17 protein-coding genes are annotated in these 14,990 nt (G+C 53.3%); 9 read left to right on the top strand and 8 right to left on the bottom strand.

The genetic code is table 11. The annotated features are described in order from the left end of the window. The first annotated feature begins 36 nt into the window (after window positions 1–36). Genes IEY39_RS19405 through IEY39_RS19395 form a run of 3 tightly spaced genes read left to right on the top strand, consistent with a single transcriptional unit; the run spans window position 37 to window position 1,794 of the window. Window positions 37–630, top strand: a complete 594-nt coding sequence (locus IEY39_RS19405; RefSeq protein ID WP_188934675.1) for a NifU family protein — start codon at window positions 37–39, stop codon at window positions 628–630. Continuing rightward, entirely contained in the window at window positions 630–1,265 is a 636-nt protein-coding gene (gene pnuC / locus IEY39_RS19400; protein WP_188934674.1) for a nicotinamide riboside transporter PnuC, read from the top strand. Before IEY39_RS19405 ends, pnuC begins: the two co-directional genes overlap by 1 nt. After that, window positions 1,252–1,794, top strand: coding sequence for an AAA family ATPase (locus IEY39_RS19395; protein WP_188934672.1), 543 nt, complete (start codon window positions 1,252–1,254; stop codon window positions 1,792–1,794). The genes pnuC and IEY39_RS19395 overlap by 14 nt, the downstream gene beginning before the upstream one ends. On the opposite strand, the gene mtgA is transcribed toward IEY39_RS19395, so the two are convergent. From mtgA to IEY39_RS19375, 4 genes are all read right to left on the bottom strand, one after another. Next, a complete protein-coding gene (mtgA, locus tag IEY39_RS19390; RefSeq protein ID WP_188934670.1) occupies window positions 1,783–2,484 on the bottom strand; it encodes a monofunctional biosynthetic peptidoglycan transglycosylase in 702 nt (233 codons plus the stop codon). The genes IEY39_RS19395 and mtgA overlap by 12 nt on opposite strands. A 13-nt stretch (window positions 2,485–2,497) precedes the next feature. Continuing rightward, complete coding sequence (locus IEY39_RS19385; protein WP_188934668.1) at window positions 2,498–2,986, bottom strand: hypothetical protein; 489 nt, start codon at window positions 2,984–2,986, stop codon at window positions 2,498–2,500. A gap of 72 nt (window positions 2,987–3,058) precedes the next feature. Continuing rightward, the gene (locus IEY39_RS19380) at window positions 3,059–3,697 is read right to left on the bottom strand and encodes a LysE family translocator (RefSeq protein ID WP_188934666.1); all 639 of its coding nucleotides are present in this window, start codon (window positions 3,695–3,697) and stop codon (window positions 3,059–3,061) included. Between the two features lie 15 nt (window positions 3,698–3,712). Next, complete coding sequence (locus tag IEY39_RS19375; RefSeq protein ID WP_188934664.1) at window positions 3,713–5,239, bottom strand: GH3 family acyl-acid amido synthetase; 1,527 nt, start codon at window positions 5,237–5,239, stop codon at window positions 3,713–3,715. Window positions 5,240–5,309: 70 nt separating this feature from the next. Between IEY39_RS19375 and IEY39_RS19370 the strand changes: the two genes are divergently transcribed. Continuing rightward, the gene (locus IEY39_RS19370) at window positions 5,310–6,017 is read left to right on the top strand and encodes a hypothetical protein (RefSeq protein WP_188934662.1); all 708 of its coding nucleotides are present in this window, start codon (window positions 5,310–5,312) and stop codon (window positions 6,015–6,017) included. Between the two features lie 4 nt (window positions 6,018–6,021). On the opposite strand, the gene IEY39_RS19365 is transcribed toward IEY39_RS19370, so the two are convergent. Next, entirely contained in the window at window positions 6,022–7,197 is a 1,176-nt protein-coding gene (locus IEY39_RS19365; protein WP_188934660.1) for a glycosyltransferase family 2 protein, read from the bottom strand. 145 nt (window positions 7,198–7,342) lie between these two features. On the opposite strand from IEY39_RS19365, the gene IEY39_RS19360 reads away from it, so the two are divergent. Genes IEY39_RS19360 through IEY39_RS19345 form a run of 4 tightly spaced genes read left to right on the top strand, consistent with a single transcriptional unit; the run spans window position 7,343 to window position 11,069 of the window. After that, entirely contained in the window at window positions 7,343–7,645 is a 303-nt protein-coding gene (locus tag IEY39_RS19360) for an ArsR/SmtB family transcription factor (protein ID WP_188934658.1), read from the top strand. 51 nt (window positions 7,646–7,696) lie between these two features. Further along, window positions 7,697–8,485, top strand: coding sequence for an inositol monophosphatase family protein (locus tag IEY39_RS19355; protein ID WP_188934656.1), 789 nt, complete (start codon window positions 7,697–7,699; stop codon window positions 8,483–8,485). Further along, complete coding sequence (thiL, locus tag IEY39_RS19350) at window positions 8,482–9,519, top strand: thiamine-phosphate kinase (protein ID WP_188934654.1); 1,038 nt, start codon at window positions 8,482–8,484, stop codon at window positions 9,517–9,519. Before IEY39_RS19355 ends, thiL begins: the two co-directional genes overlap by 4 nt. Before the next feature lie 8 nt (window positions 9,520–9,527). Continuing rightward, a complete protein-coding gene (locus IEY39_RS19345; RefSeq protein WP_188934652.1) occupies window positions 9,528–11,069 on the top strand; it encodes a S41 family peptidase in 1,542 nt (513 codons plus the stop codon). A 190-nt stretch (window positions 11,070–11,259) separates the two neighbouring features. Here the strand turns inward: IEY39_RS19345 and nagA are convergent, their stop codons facing one another. The 3 genes from nagA to IEY39_RS19330 are packed head-to-tail and all read right to left on the bottom strand — an operon-like array spanning window position 11,260 to window position 13,688. Then, window positions 11,260–12,375, bottom strand: a complete 1,116-nt coding sequence (gene nagA, locus IEY39_RS19340; protein WP_188934650.1) for an N-acetylglucosamine-6-phosphate deacetylase — start codon at window positions 12,373–12,375, stop codon at window positions 11,260–11,262. A gap of 6 nt (window positions 12,376–12,381) precedes the next feature. Further along, complete coding sequence (locus IEY39_RS19335; RefSeq protein WP_188934648.1) at window positions 12,382–13,224, bottom strand: nitrilase family protein; 843 nt, start codon at window positions 13,222–13,224, stop codon at window positions 12,382–12,384. Beyond that, the gene (locus IEY39_RS19330; RefSeq protein ID WP_188934646.1) at window positions 13,209–13,688 is read right to left on the bottom strand and encodes a regulatory protein RecX; all 480 of its coding nucleotides are present in this window, start codon (window positions 13,686–13,688) and stop codon (window positions 13,209–13,211) included. The genes IEY39_RS19335 and IEY39_RS19330 overlap by 16 nt, the downstream gene beginning before the upstream one ends. A gap of 131 nt (window positions 13,689–13,819) precedes the next feature. Here IEY39_RS19330 and dnaN point away from each other — a divergent pair, with 131 nt between their 5' ends. Next, the gene (dnaN, locus tag IEY39_RS19325) at window positions 13,820–14,935 is read left to right on the top strand and encodes a DNA polymerase III subunit beta (protein ID WP_188934644.1); all 1,116 of its coding nucleotides are present in this window, start codon (window positions 13,820–13,822) and stop codon (window positions 14,933–14,935) included. Window positions 14,936–14,990: the final 55 nt, after the last annotated feature.

Here is a 14,990-nt window from a genome sequence, read left to right as displayed (position 1 = left end):
AATTTGTTAACTTTGTACCTGCTAAATAGCGCTCTTATGATCAAAACAGGCAACCCGGTGATCAGCATCTATACTGAAATGACTCCGAATCCGGAAACCATGAAATTCGTGGCCAACAAGCTTTTATACCCCGGTAAGATCATCGATTTCCCGGATGTCGAATCCGCCAAACCCTCTCCCCTGGCTATAGAACTGTTTGGTTTTCCCTTTATCAAGAGCGTCTTCATCGCCAGCAATTTTGTCACGCTCACAAAGACTGCCGACACCGACTGGGACGATGTCATCCCCGCCATCCGCCAGTTTCTGAAAGAATATCTCGAAGAAGGTAAATCCGTCATCAACGAGGAAGAAGTCGTCGTTACCAGATCCGAAGGAAACGCCATCGACGCCGATGACGACGATGTGGTCAAACGCATCAAAGAGCTGCTGGAAAACTATGTTAAGCCCGCCGTGGAAATGGACGGTGGCGCCATCCAGTTCAGGAGCTACAACGAAGGCGTTGTCAACCTGATGCTACAGGGTTCCTGTTCGGGCTGTCCCTCTTCCATGATCACGCTAAAAGCCGGCATCGAAAGTATGATGAAGCGCATGATCCCCGAGGTTAAGGAAGTCGTGGCCGAATCCGAGTAATGCTTCCTGAATTATATCGACAATTTCTTTCCGACCTGCAACATACCGGCTGGGTAGAGTTCTTTGCCGTCATTGCCGGCATCCTGAGTGTCTGGTACAGCCGCACCGAGAACATTCTTGTCTATCCGACGGGGTTACTCAATACCATCGCCTATATCTGGCTCAGTTTTCAGTTTTCCCTTTTCGGGGAGGCCAGTGTCAACCTGTATTATACCGTGCTCAATATTTATGGCTGGTACGCCTGGACCCGGGTCGATAGCCAAAAGCGGCCGGTGTTGAAGGTGCGTTTTTCGACGACGCGGGAGTGGCTTGTAGAGTGTGGGTTTTTTGCGGGGTTTTATCTCGTCCTGTTCCTGGCGTTGATATATGTCAAAAGGGGCTTCGCCGCGCAAGCCATTCCCTGGGCCGATGCTTTTGCCTCGGCATCTGCCTATACCGGGATGTGGCTGATGACCCGCAAAAAGGTGGAAAGCTGGTATTGGTGGATCGCTACCAATCTCGCCTCGATACCCCTGTATTTTGTAAAACATCTTGTCTTTACCAGCGTCTATTATCTCATCCTGCTGATCATCGCCGTGGGAGGATTGATGGAATGGCGTAAACGGGCAAAACATTCAGACTATGCCGCCACTTAAGAAAATAGTCATTGTCGGACCGGAATCCACGGGTAAGTCCTCGCTGTGTGAAGCCCTCGCCGAACACTACGGGACGGCGTGGGTACCCGAATACGCCCGCGAATACCTCACCACGAATGGGACGAACTATCGCCTGGAAGATCTTTCTGTCATCGCCCGGGGACAGCTGGCCCTGGAAGACCGGTACACCATGGACGCCGTGGCCGCAGGCAAGCCCCTGCTCTTTGTCGACACCGATATGTATGTTATGAAGGTGTGGAGTGAGTTCGTTTTTGGCCGCTGTGAATCCTGGATCCTGGAGCAGATCGTTACCCGCCAGTACGATGCTTATCTGTTGTGCCGGACAGACCTGCCCTGGGCGCCCGATCCTCTCCGCGAATATCCCGAGGGATCGGCCCGGGACCAGCTGTTTCACATCTATAAAGACTGCCTCATCAATCAATCCACCCCATGGGCAGAGATCGGCGGTCAGGGTGAAGAGCGCATCGCCAATGGCATCGCGGCTGTGGGGCGGCTGCTATTGCAATAGCTTTTGAATATCCGGGTCGTTCTGCAGAATCCCCATCTGGCCGATGATCCAGACGCTGCGGGTCGCCACACGATTCGAGAGCGGTTTGATGGTAAATACTTTCGGATTGGGCAGACAGGCGGCAATCTTTGCTGCCTCCAGCCGGCTAAGGTTGCGCGCCGGCTTATTGAAATTGCTGTGCGATGCGGCTTCAATGCCATAGACCCCTTTCCCCATCTCACTGACGTTGAGATACATCTCCAAGATCCTTTTCTTCCCCCACATCCATTCGATCATAAAGGTGAAATAGACTTCGAGGCTCTTCCGGAGCCAGCTGCGGCCCTGCCAGAGAAAGACATTTTTCGCCACCTGCTGGCTGATGGTGCTGGCGCCATGCAACGACTTGCTCTTCTGGTTATGCTTCATCGCCTTTTCGATGGATTTGAAGTCAAAACCGTCATGATCCGGGAAAAGCTGGTCCTCTGAACAGATAACGGCAAGCTTTGCGTAAGGCGAGATGTCTTTCATCGACACATAGCTTCGCTTCAGCCCGTCACCTCCCAGCAAGCTGCCTAATTGCGTTAGCGTGATCGGCGGATAGACCCATTTCAGGAGAAGCAAATAAAATAGCTGGAAGACGAAAAGGAAGATAACGACACGCTTGAGGATGCGCCAGGCGCGGGGGACCAGTCCTTTTGTTTTGATGGGCATACCGCAATATACCCTAGTGCCGGCCGATCTGCAAATATTGCAACTTGTATCGCCCGCCCAGGGGATAATATTTTTTTGATGTCACGATGAGGGCCACTCCGCCGGCAATAAGGGCGCCGCCCACAATATAGCCTGATGTCGTATACCATTGTTTGGCCGCATCTCCCCGGATGCCGCCATTAATGGCGCCGATGGCGAATAAGCCCACACCGGCCGTGGTCAGCAGGACTCCGTTGACCTTATTGTTCCATTTGGTCCGCTCCCTTTTGATCGCACCAATTTCCTTATAGCTAAAGGCCTGGCCGTTCATATAGACCGTATCCCGGTGGAGGTCATCGATGTTGCCGTCAAACCACTGGCCGTAAACCGTCTCAAAAGTAATGTGGTCGCCTACCGTATACGAACGCACATGAAATCCTCGCCTGGTCAGAACAAGAACGTCATTCTGTGCGTGACCCAGAAAAGGGATTATACAAAGGAATAATATTACGATTTTGCGCATAGCAATAACAGTACGAAGCTCAAACATACAAAGACAATTGCAAGTCGATTGTTAACGCGCTCTTAACAAGAGCTATTTCCCCTTATGCAGGAAAATGACGCCATAAGCCAGCGCAACACCAAAAACGATAAGCAGAGTGCCTGATATCTTATTGATAACGGTGAGGGTGTGTATCGTCAGCTTATTCCGCAATTTGCCGGCCATCATCACTTTCCCAACATCGGCCGCCATATTGATCAGCAGGCAGGTGGAAAAGATAATAGTCCGCTCCCGCAGCGTGTGGTTGACGGCAAGCAGGGTCGTATTGCCGAGCCAGAAAAAAATAACCCCCGGGTTGAGGGTGTTGATGAGAAAGCCCGAAGCAAAGATCCGGGCCATATCGCGCTTCCGAAAGCGGGCCTCGGTGCCGACCCCATCTTTCGCCATCGTCACCTTTTTCCAAAAAATAAAATAGAGCCCCATGATCACGAGAAAAAGGCCGCCAAGCGTCCCGACCACCTGTTTATGTTCGTCCAGCAAGGAGACCACCGCCGTCAGCGTATTACTAAGCACCACCAGGACAATATCGCTGACCCATACGCCGGCGACGAAGCTGAAGCCGCCTTTATGACCATTGTTCAGGCTTTGTTTGATGATGGTAAAAATGATCGGCCCTACCGATAAGGCAAGAGCAAAACCCAGGGCCAATCCTTTTATAACGGACTCCAACATGATATAAACATTTCGCTAGATGCTTCCTGTCTCCAGATATTTTTGCCAATCGAGCAGCATTTTTCCCTTCAGAACCCGGGGAAATTTATGTTGACCGCCTATTTTCCCTTTTAGGCGCATAAACTCCATGAATTTTTCTTCCGGCAGCACCTTTACATAGATGTCCTTTAAAGCGCTGTCCCGTTCGACGGCATAGTCATCATTCAGCTCTTTCAGCTTGTCGTCGATCTTCTGCCGCAGCAGCGCTTCGTCCGCCTGATCACTACAGCCCAACCACCATTGATGTGCAAAAAAGAGGCCATGAGGAATCCCCGCCACCGTAAATTCCGTGATGGAAAGGTTCAATTCTTCCGTTACCAGCTGCACGGCCTTGTTCATGTTGTCTACGCTGAGATGTTCGCCGACCAGGCTCAGAAAATGTTTCGTCCTTCCGGTGATAATGATCTCGCAGCGCTCTTTATCCACGAATCGCACCGTATCCCCGATGAGATAACGCCAAGCGCCGGCGCTTGTGCTAAGCAGCAATGCATAATCCCGTCCTTCCTCCACCTCGTGGATCATATACACTTCCGGGTTCTCCACCAGGTTACCATCGGCATCGAAATTCCGGTTGTCGAACGGTACGAACTCGAGGAAAATATGCTGATTGGTGACCAGCCGCATTCCCCGGGAATTTTGGACATCCTGGTAAGCAATGAACCCTTCGGAAGCAAGATAGGTTTCGATATAGGTCACCGGCTTGCCGAGCAGCTTTTCAAAACCTTTGCGATAGGGTTCGAAGGAAACGCCTCCGTGTACGAAGAATCCCACGTTGGGCCAGATCTCGTGGATGTTGTTAAGATTATACCGCTCGACGATCTTTTCCATGCACAGCTGGATCCAGCCGGGCACCCCGACCAGGAAGCCGATATCCCATTGCGGCGCCAGCCTGACCACCTCTTCCAGTTTCTTTGTCCAGTCCTTTGTGCGAGCGATCTTCTTCCCCGGCTTATAAAAGGGCTGGAACCAGAAGGGAACCTTGCGGGCCGTGATGCCGCTGAGATCGCCGGAATAGTAGCCCGCGCCTTTTTGCAGACTGGTGCTGCCGCCGATCATCAACCAACCCTTGCCGAGACTCTTGACGGGTATATCGCGGTAAGTGCGCAACGTCAGCAGCTGCTTGATCATCACGATCCGGTTGCCCCGCAACAGATCGTTGGTGATGGGAATAAATTTGCTCCCCGCTTCCGATGTCCCGGAAGAAAGCGCATAGTATTTGATCTTTCCCGGCCAGCACACATCCGCCTTCCCTTCCAAAGTCTTATTCCACCAGGCGGCATGAATCTTATTGTAGTCAAAGGTAGGCACCATCTCCTGGAATTTCTTTCCGGGATGACGACTCAGCAAGATCTCGTCAAACCGGTATTCCTGTCCGAATTCGGTGAATCTTGCCTTTTTAAGTAACTTCCTTAATACCTTCAGTTGCTGCCGCTGAGGTGATTTCCGTGGCAGCCGCAGAGCTCTGGCCAAAGATTTAGATAATTGAATTTCAATCAACGCCATTAAGTAACCCTTGTCTTTTGGTATGCGGTCAAAATTAACGTTTTGGATGAAATTTTCTTTACATTTATTTATGAAGCTGAAACTGACCCCCCTTTACGTCCTCTCTTTTCTCTGTCTTACCTTCTTCATACACGAGATACATGACTGGGCGCATACCCTGGTGGTAAGGCTGTTGAGCGGAAGTTGGGGCTCCCGAAGGTTCGACATCTGGCAATTCGATACCGATCAGCCGGTGTCTAACGGTCAACGTGCCCTGGCTATGCTGGCTGGGCCCGCGGTGAATATCCTGGTCATCCTGGTTGGCTGGATAAAAATGGGCAACCGGGAAAGTCTAACCGATCAGTCCATTGGCTGCAGCCTTGTCCTGGCCGCCATGCCCCTGGCGTTGTTGATGGGGGCCGCTACCGGCGGGGGTGATTCGGTCAACGGGTTAAAACTATTCTTTCTTCACCTTGATGCGACGGGCCGCCATCTCGTGAGCGGCTTTGGCCTGCTGATCCTCATCATCATCTGTGTTCCGCCACTGGTGCGGGTTTATACCCTGTTGCCCGGCTGGCAGGGGAAATTTATCTTTTTCCCCATCTTCCTGGTGCTGCCGATGTGGATCGACCATTTCCTGGTGGCGGATCTGCTCAACAGGATGCTCACCAAATATGAGATAGACGAAGGCCAGGCCTTCACGTGGGTTCTCCTCTGGACGGCGGCCATGCTCAGTGGATGGCTGTTCACGCGCCGCAAAATGCGGTCGCTGCTGGAAGACCGGGAATTGCCGTTGTAATGGCTCATAGGTCTATTGCCTCTCCCCGTCCATTGCGATCGGGGCTGCCGACGGCCGAACCACTGCCGCTTGCATGAAATTTCACCCGCCAGCGCCCCGCCTTCCCTACCCTTTGCAGCTGCTGGATACTCTCCTTAAAAGAAAAGCTCTCTCCCTCGCAGAAAAGCAGTTCAGAAGCCTCCTGCTGGTGGTCAACGATGACGCTTTCCCCGGACGCCGCCAACAAGGGTTTTAGCCGCGCAATTTCCGTCGCATCGCCCCGCAGAAAGGTACGCACCCTCTCACCATTCCCGGGAGCCTTGGCACCGCCTCCGAACCCCCCCATCACTGCCGCAACACCTGCCCGCACCTGGATGGCCGCCTGTACGCCAAGATCAAGGAAAGCCGGCAGTCCCTTGTTGAAATGCTTCCGCCTGAACTGGCGCATCGCCCGGTAGAACTGCCGGACATAGCGGATGTCTTTTAGGGTACTTTCACCTTTAAAATGCACGATCGTCGTCCCGGGATAATAGAAGTTTCTGTACCCGGCGTTTTCTATCCGGTAGCTAAGGTCGATGTCCTCGGCATAGAGAAAGAACTGCTCATCGAACCCCCCGACCTTGTCGAGAATAGCCCGGCTCACCCATAGGCAGGCGCCCGAAAGCACTGGCGCCGGATGGGGAGCATTCGCGGGAAGATGCCCAAGGTAGTACGTGGAAAAAAAGCGGCTGCGGGGAAAAAGGGCCGAAAGACCGGTCAACCGGCAAAAACCGACCCAGGGAGTTGGGAAGCCGCGCCGGGATTCTTTCAGGAAATGCCCGCTCCCGTCAACCATCCGCACACCCAGCCCGCCGATGCGGGGTATCGCAACCAGGAAAGAAAGGCAGTGGAGGGCGAAGTCTTCCGGCAGGATGGTATCGGGATTGAGAAAAAGGATGTATTCCCCGTTAGCCTGCGCCAACGCCTGGTTGCAGGCCCGGCCAAACCCGAGATTCTCTTTGTTGGCGATGAACCTTACGGCAGGAAAGCGGGGCCGGAGATAGTCCAGGCTATCGTCCCCGGAATGATTATCAACGACGATGATCTCTGCCTCCAGGCTCCGCACCGCTTTTTCCACGGAATGCAGGCAGAGCTCCAGGAAGTATTTCACCCGGAAATTGACGATGATGACGGAGAGGGTCATGCCGCACGAAGTAAGCATTTTTATGGATATATTCTCAAAAATAGATACATTTGCATTTGTCAATGGAACCGCAGGATGCGGTTCGACCGAAGGTCAGACATTAGCCGTTTGCGCGGATAGGGCTAATTTGGCCAGAAGCGCTATCCGCGCAAACACCAACGTGATGACATTAACTCTAAAGCAAATCGAGAAGATTTCAAAGGCCCTGGGAGACTCTAACCGACTCAAAATCCTTCACTACATCGCCGGTAAGGGTGGATGTGGCGAATGTTCGGGCTTACACGATGTGATCGGTCTCGCCCAGCCCTCTATCTCCCACCATGTAAAGATCCTGGTCGAAGCCGGGTTGATCGACGGAGAAAAAGAAGGAAGAAACTACAGCTACACGCTCAACAACAGTGTAATGAATCAGTATCTTACGGCGCTGCGGCAGCTGGAAACGACGGATTCTGCCGTTCTCCAATAGTGGCTGCATAGTGCCATAGGGATTGTGGGTAGCCTCTCCTATCTTTGCGCCATGCTAAAATCAACACTCATCAAGGCGGTCGAAGCAGGAGCGGCCGTCATGCAGCGGTATTTTCAAGGAGAATTCACCATCTCCAACAAGGAAGGCATTAATAACCTCGTCACGGAAGCAGATCATGCATCGGAAAAAGCGATCTTCGAGGTGATAAAGACCGACTATCCCGATCACTACATCCTCAGCGAAGAGGCCGGAGCGATCGTCATGGACTCCGACTTTAAATGGATAATCGATCCCATCGACGGAACGGTGAACTTTGCACACGGGCTGCCACTTTGCTGTGTGTCCGTCGCCATAGAGCAGAATGGGGAGATGATCCTGGGCGCCGTCTACAACCCCTTTATCAAGGAATTCTTTTTTGCGCAACGAGGCTATGGCGCAACGCTAAACGATAAAAAGATAACCGTCAGCGAGGAGACTTCCGTCGCAAAGTCCTGCCTCGTAACCGGTTTCCCCTATACTTACCTGGATCTGCCAAACTCTCCGCTGGATGTATTCTCCCGGCTCATCCGCGGGGGTGTACCCGTCCGCCGGCTGGGTTCGGCAGCGATGGATCTCTGCTGGGTCGCCGCTGGCCGCTTTGATGGATTCTATGAACACAAGCTACAGGCCTGGGACAGCGCAGCAGGTTTCCTCATCGTAGAAGAAGCGGGGGGACGCGTTTCGGATTTCGCCGGCGACCGCTATTCCCCTTATCAGCCCCATATCATCGCCACCAACGGCAAGATCCATGACGAACTGGTGGAAGTAGTGAATGGCCGGCATAAACATTTTGTAAAATGAGTGAAAACAGGACCGAGATCTCTTCAGTAGGAGAGTTTGGATTGATCGAACATCTTACTGCAAACATCGAGCTGAAGAATGCTTCTTCGCTGGTGGGCGTGGGGGACGATGCCGCCGTTATCGATCATTTTGGCAGGCAGACGGTGGTGACTACCGATCTGCTGATCGAAGACGTCCACTTCGACCTGATGTATACGCCGCTGCAGCATTTAGGTTATAAATCGGTTGTCGTCAACCTCAGCGATGTCTATGCCATGAACGCCACGCCCACGCAGATAACCCTGAGCATCGGTATCAGCAACCGATTCAGCGTCGAAGCCCTCGACGAATTCTACGAAGGGGTCTATGCCGCCTGTGATGCCTATGGAGTCGACCTCATCGGTGGCGACACCGCCTCTTCCAAAAAGGGTTTTATCATCTCCGTCACGGCTATAGGGGAAGTCGCTCCCGACCGTTTTGTAAAGCGCAGCACCGCACAGAAGGGCGATCTGCTCTGCTGTTCGGGTGACTTGGGGGCCGCCTACCTGGGCCTTATCTTCCTCGAACGGGAAAAAAAGATTTTTCTCGAAAACCCCCAGGTAAAGGCCGACCTGGAAGGTGAGAAATATGTCATCGGCCGGCTGCTAAAGCCCGAGGCGCGGAAGGACATCGTCGAATTCTTCCAGCAATCGGGTATCCTCCCGACATCGATGATGGACATCAGCGACGGGCTGAGTTCGGAGATCCTGCACATCTGCCGCCAGAGCGGACTTGGTGTCGTGCTGTACGAAGACAAGATCCCAATCGCCGAAGAGACCCGCAATGCCGCCTTCAAATTTGAAATGGACCCGACAGCCTGCGCGCTTAGCGGAGGCGAAGACTACGAATTGCTTTTCACCATCGCCCAACAGGATTATGATAAATTGGTGCTGAACGAACAGATCAGTGTCATCGGCTATATGACAGAACCGGAAAAAGGAACCAAGATCATTACAAAGGGAGGCAATTCATTCGATATCACCGCGCAGGGATGGAATGCCTTTGCCTCTAAATGAGCTTGCCCATGAATCGACTTTTTTCATGCTTACTTTTGTTATCCACGCTTTTTCTCTTTTCGTGCGGCGTTGTTAGAAAAAGCTTCCGACCCGATCGGAAATATGCCCCTGAAGATCTGAGAAAAGACTACATGGTCTTCAGGCATCTCCTGGAATCCTGGCACCCCAGCCTGTATTGGTATACCCCCCGTGACAGCATGTCCGCTTATTTCGACGAAGGCTATGCCGCCATCAGGGATTCCATGACGGAGCCGCAGTTCAGGACCATCCTGAGCTATGTAATCGCGAAGGTGGACTGTGGCCATACCTCCATCCGCGCTTCGAAGGCCTACGCGCATTATCTGGATACGGCCAAACTGCCCCAATTCCCACTGATCCTGAAATTCTGGCCCGATACAATGGTCGTATCAGCCAATCTCAACCGCCGGGATTCAGTGCTGAAAAGAGGTACGCTGATCCTTAGCATCAACGGCAGGACGACACAGCAGCTGACGGATACGCTCTTCGACTATATCGTCACAGATGGCCTCAACCAGACAGGGAAATACCAATACCTGAGCACGGGACTGCATTTCAGCTCGTGGTACCACGATATCTTTGGCTACTCCGATTCCTTCGACATCGGGTACAGGGATACCAGCGGGTTGACAAAGCTTACCCGGATCCCGCTGTACGATCCGCGCGCAGACACCTTGCGAAAAAGCCTGGGTCATACGCTGCAGCCGGGGACGGGACAACGGCCACCCGGACCGGCACAACGGATTCGACCGGCGGACCGGCGGAGGCGGAAACAACGGGAGCTGGTGTTTATCCGCAGTCTGCAATTGGACACCGCCGGCCATACGGCTTTCATCACTCTCAACACTTTTGAACATGGCTATCACCTGCGCAGGTTCTTCCATCACGCTTTTACCGAAATAAAGCAGCGGCAGATCAAAAACCTCGTGGTGGATGTTCGTAGCAATGGCGGCGGCGATGCTTCCCTTTCGACCCTGCTCACCCGTTATCTCATCGACAAGAGATTCAAGGTGGCGGATTCGCTCTATACCATCCGCCGCCACAGCCGGTACGACCGCTATATCAACAATGGATTCCTCTACGATGTGCTTACGCTGCTGGCCAGCCGCAAACGAAGCGACGGCAAATACCATTTCGGCTATTTCGAACGGCATTATTATTCTCCTTTACACCAACTCCATTTCGACGGTCATGTCTATATCCTCACCGGCGGTAATTCTTTCTCCGCTACCTGCTTATTTGCCGGTGCACTAAAAGGACAATCCAACGTCACCCTGGTAGGCGAAGAGACAGGCGGTGGTTTCTATGGCAATACGGCCTGGATGATCCCCGATGCGACCCTTCCGATTACCAAGGTTCGGTTCCGCCTGCCACGATTCCGGCTTGTCGTAGACCGGCAACGGGAAAAGAATGGCCGGGGTATCCTCCCCGATGTCGAGGCGCTGCCCACCATCGACGCCATCGGCAAAGGATTCGACTTCAAGACCGCCCGGGTAAAGGAGCTGATCCGCCAGAACGCCGATAAAAACTAAGGAATCAAAAAGCTCCTGACCCGACCTATCCTGCGCGATAAGCCTCATACGATTGTCGTCCCCACGGGTCAGTTTGACGATGGAGGAATAAAGCGTCTGCCCCGAAGACCGGTGGATCTCCAATCGGTAGAGGACCGCACCGGATGGCGGCTGGGCATCAGTCTTCCGGCTTGATGCCAGGAGGCCTGCCCTACCCCTCCCCTTCCACGATCACCTGCAGCAGGTTGAGCTCTTCGTCGAGCAGGACGAAATCGGCGCGCGACCCGGGTTGGATGGAGCCCCACTGGTCCTGCAAGCCCATGACGGTAGCGGGATACAGCGAAGCCATCCGCAGCGCTTCGGGCAGCGGGATGCCGGCCTTCTCTACTCCATTGCGAACGGCTTGTAACATTGTCAGGGCCGACCCGGAGAGGGTCCCGTCCGGCAGCGTATAGCGGTCGCCCTTGAAGACATGTATATATTCACCATAGGCAACTTCGGCTACGGCATCCGTTATAAAGAACAATCTATCTTGTAATATCTTCTTGCTGATGCGGACGGAAGCAAAGTCGACATGAATGCCGTCGCAGACGACGCTGCACCGGACGTCATTGTTGTCATAGATGGCGCCCACCATTCCCGGCTGACGGCCCTGCAGGGGCGACATCGCGTTGAAAAGATGGGTGGCGGCGGGAATCCCCTGGTAAAAACCATCGATGGCCTCTTCATAGGTGGCGTTGCTGTGACCGGCAGAGACGATGATGCCGTTGCGGAGCAGCAGCTCTATACAGGCTCGTTCACACCGTTCGGGCGCCAAGGTCATCATTCTGAACAGCTCTTTTCCCTTCTGCAAAAGGAGGTTTATTTCTTCCGCGCTGGGCTTCTTTATAAATTTCTCGAGATGGGCGCCCTTTTTGGCCGGGTTGATATACGGACCTTCGAGATGAACGCCAAGCAGCCCCTTTCCCCCGCCGTTGCGGTATTCCCGGGCGACTTCCAGGCCCCGGATGAATTTTTCGATGGAGTTTGTGGCCAGCGTGATTTGAAACTGGGTACAGCCGCCCTGCAGGCAGTATTCATAGGTGGCTTCAAGGGCCTCCGGCGTCATCTCCGCCGAGAAGAGCTTGCCGTTGCCGCCATAGATCTGGAGGTCGAGGAAGGCGGGGGCAAGCAGATAACCCGGAAGCTCCTGCCGCCGGTAGCCCGCGGGTATGGTCGAAGCCGCGGTGATCCCTGCCACTCTCCCTTCTTTTACAAGGACGGCCTTGCCCGTCTGGATCTCGCTCCCGGTAAAGATCTCCCGGGCGATGAATGCGGTTGACGACATATTGTTTTATGGTTCGATTGAGAAATTGTCCGCGTCACGCCAAAAGGGGAACCGCTTCCGCACCTCTTCGAGCGCATCTTTTTCCAGCGTCACTGTGTGGACCTCTTCCTTTGCCACTCCATGATAAAGCAGTTCGCCCAGGGGGCCGACGACCATGGAGTCGCCGCTATGATAAATACTGTTCCCATCATCGCCGACGCGGTTGACGCCTACGACAAAGGATTGGTTCTCGATAGCCCGGGCCTGTAAGAGTGTTTTCCAGGCCAGCGAGCGGCTTTCGGGCCAGTTGGCGACATAGATGATGAGGTCGTATTCGAGGGCTGCTTCGCCGGGCGCCGCGGGGTCGGTAGCAGGTTCGAGATAATCCTCGGGCTCCTGTGGGGTCTGGCGGCTCCAGACAGGGAAACGGAGATCATAACAGACAAGCAGCAGCACCCGCCAACCTTTCACCGAGGCGACGAGCCGTTTGCAACCCGCCGTATAGTGCCCGTTCTCGCCCGCATAGGCAAACCGGTGGCGCTTATCATAATACCCATATTGACCGTTGGGCAGCATCCAGATGAGCCGGTTGAAATACCGGCCTTCTTCTTCGATGATGAGGCTCCCCGTGAGGATGATCTTTCGCCGGGCAGCGATCTCCCGCATCCAATTGACTGTCGCACCGCTCATTGGTTCGGCCAGGACTTCGGGCTTCATGCTGAAGCCGGTGCTGAACATCTCCGGCAGGACCACGAGTTCGGTACTCCCCGGGATGGAAAGGATCTGTGTCTCGAGCCGCCGGAGATTGGCGGCCTTGTCTTCCCAGATGAGGTCGGGCTGGATAGTCGTAATGGTCAATGAGGGGGGCATGCTGCAAAGTAAGCATTTACCCGATCCTGTTCATACCCTTTTCTCAACAGATATTCCTTCAGCTTCTGTTTCCGGACAAAGAGGTTTGGCTCGCCGGCAAGGGAAGCCACTTTTTCTTCAGCAAGACGGTTAAGGGTATTCTCATATTCTGCCTCGTCGATAGTAGCCAGGGCCTTTTTAATGCAATATTCGGACACCTGCCGCTGTTTCAGCTCGTAGCGGATGCGAACCCGGCCCCAGCGCTTGAGCCGGAAATGACCCCCGGCATACTGGATAGCAAACCGTTCTTCATTAAGATAATTCTCTTCTATAAGGGTCGCCAGGGCTTGCTCTACGTCTTTCTTCCGCAGTCCATAGGAATACAGTTTTTCCTGCACTTCGAAATGGCAGCGTTCCTGGTAACCGCAGTAATGGCGGGCCTTCTGTAATGCCTGTTCGAGGGATAATGCCGTTCGTCGTATCATAATCGATTGGTAGTGCCGAAATTACGAGTTAATCACAGGAAATTAACAATTGATCCTCCCTGAAGTGCCGCCGCTCCTAATTCCTTGGCTATTACGCAAAAATCAGTAGTTTCGCCACAAAGATATATTCCATGAAGTTTATCGTTTCCTCGTCGGCATTATTGAAACAACTGCAACAGATAAGTGGTGTGATCAACGCGAATACAGTATTACCCATCCTGGAGGACTTTTTATTCGAAGTGGAAAAGAACAAGCTGACTGTTGTTGCTACCGACCTGGAAACGGTCATGAAGGTGCACCTGGAGGTAGAGGCCAAGGATAGCGGAAAAGTCTGCATCCCGGCCAAGATCCTGATGGACTCCCTGAAGAATATCCCCGATCAGCCCCTTACCTTCAACATCGACAAACACTTCGCAGTTGAGCTCACCAGCGACAATGGTAAGTATAAGGTGATGGGCGAGAACCCCGATAATTTCCCCAAAGAACCGGCCAGCGATGAGACCACTTCGTTTACGACGACTTCGTCCGCGCTCGTGACGGCCATCAACAAGACCTTGTTTGCCGTCAGCAATGACGATCTGCGTCCAGCCATGACCGGAGTATATTTCGAAATGGACAAGAAAGGCCTGCAATTTGTCGCTACCGATGCCCACCGCCTGGTACGCTACAAGAGAAAGGATGTCTCCTGTCCAAAGAATGACTCCCTCATCGTGCCCAAGAAGCCGCTGAATCTTTTGAAGTCGGCTCTACCTGCCAACGAAGACGAGATTACGATCAGCTATAACAGCAACCATCTTTTTGTCATTCACGGAACGACACAAATGAGCTGCCGGCTCATCGACGCCCGTTTCCCCGATTATAAGGTAGTCATCCCTGCCGACAATCCTTACAAATTGGTGGTGGGCCGCAACGACTTCCAGAGCGCCCTTCGCCGGGTTAGCATCTTTAGTAACAAGAGCACCAATCAAGTAGTACTAAACATCCACGGCAGCGAATTGCAACTGGCGGCGCAGGACGTCGATTTCTCCTTCGAAGGGACGGAAAGGATGAAATGCCAGTATGATGGTGAAGACCTCGCCATTGCTTTCAATGCCCGTTTCCTCATCGAAATGCTGGCGTCCACCGACAGCGACGAAGTTCGGATGGAGCTGTCCACGCCCACCAAGGCAGGGATCATCAAGCCCACGGAAGAAGATGAGAACGAGGAGGTGCTGATGCTCGTGATGCCCTTGATGCTCAATAGCTAAAGGCTGTTTGACGGCTGCGCGATTTTTCACTACCTTACGGGAAAGCCTGCAGCCA

The organism is Puia dinghuensis, from assembly GCF_014642875.1.
Taxonomy (GTDB): Bacteria; Bacteroidota; Bacteroidia; order Chitinophagales; family Chitinophagaceae; genus Puia; species Puia dinghuensis.
This window is presented reverse-complemented; position numbering and strand designations above follow the sequence as displayed.

Excerpts from the sequence above, each read along its gene's own strand:
- IEY39_RS19405 (WP_188934675.1), top strand. The coding sequence starts at position 37 with ATGATCAAAACAGGCAACCCGGTGATCAGCATCTATACTGAAATGACT.
- pnuC (WP_188934674.1), top strand. The coding sequence starts at position 630 with ATGCTTCCTGAATTATATCGACAATTTCTTTCCGACCTGCAACATACC.
- IEY39_RS19395 (WP_188934672.1), top strand. The coding sequence starts at position 1,252 with ATGCCGCCACTTAAGAAAATAGTCATTGTCGGACCGGAATCCACGGGT.
- mtgA (WP_188934670.1), bottom strand. The coding sequence starts at position 2,484 with ATGCCCATCAAAACAAAAGGACTGGTCCCCCGCGCCTGGCGCATCCTC.
- IEY39_RS19385 (WP_188934668.1), bottom strand. The coding sequence starts at position 2,986 with ATGCGCAAAATCGTAATATTATTCCTTTGTATAATCCCTTTTCTGGGT.
- IEY39_RS19380 (WP_188934666.1), bottom strand. The coding sequence starts at position 3,697 with ATGTTGGAGTCCGTTATAAAAGGATTGGCCCTGGGTTTTGCTCTTGCC.
- IEY39_RS19375 (WP_188934664.1), bottom strand. The coding sequence starts at position 5,239 with ATGGCGTTGATTGAAATTCAATTATCTAAATCTTTGGCCAGAGCTCTG.
- IEY39_RS19370 (WP_188934662.1), top strand. The coding sequence starts at position 5,310 with ATGAAGCTGAAACTGACCCCCCTTTACGTCCTCTCTTTTCTCTGTCTT.
- IEY39_RS19365 (WP_188934660.1), bottom strand. The coding sequence starts at position 7,197 with ATGCTTACTTCGTGCGGCATGACCCTCTCCGTCATCATCGTCAATTTC.
- IEY39_RS19360 (WP_188934658.1), top strand. The coding sequence starts at position 7,343 with ATGACATTAACTCTAAAGCAAATCGAGAAGATTTCAAAGGCCCTGGGA.
- IEY39_RS19355 (WP_188934656.1), top strand. The coding sequence starts at position 7,697 with ATGCTAAAATCAACACTCATCAAGGCGGTCGAAGCAGGAGCGGCCGTC.
- thiL (WP_188934654.1), top strand. The coding sequence starts at position 8,482 with ATGAGTGAAAACAGGACCGAGATCTCTTCAGTAGGAGAGTTTGGATTG.
- IEY39_RS19345 (WP_188934652.1), top strand. The coding sequence starts at position 9,528 with ATGAATCGACTTTTTTCATGCTTACTTTTGTTATCCACGCTTTTTCTC.
- nagA (WP_188934650.1), bottom strand. The coding sequence starts at position 12,375 with ATGTCGTCAACCGCATTCATCGCCCGGGAGATCTTTACCGGGAGCGAG.
- IEY39_RS19335 (WP_188934648.1), bottom strand. The coding sequence starts at position 13,224 with ATGCCCCCCTCATTGACCATTACGACTATCCAGCCCGACCTCATCTGG.
- IEY39_RS19330 (WP_188934646.1), bottom strand. The coding sequence starts at position 13,688 with ATGATACGACGAACGGCATTATCCCTCGAACAGGCATTACAGAAGGCC.
- dnaN (WP_188934644.1), top strand. The coding sequence starts at position 13,820 with ATGAAGTTTATCGTTTCCTCGTCGGCATTATTGAAACAACTGCAACAG.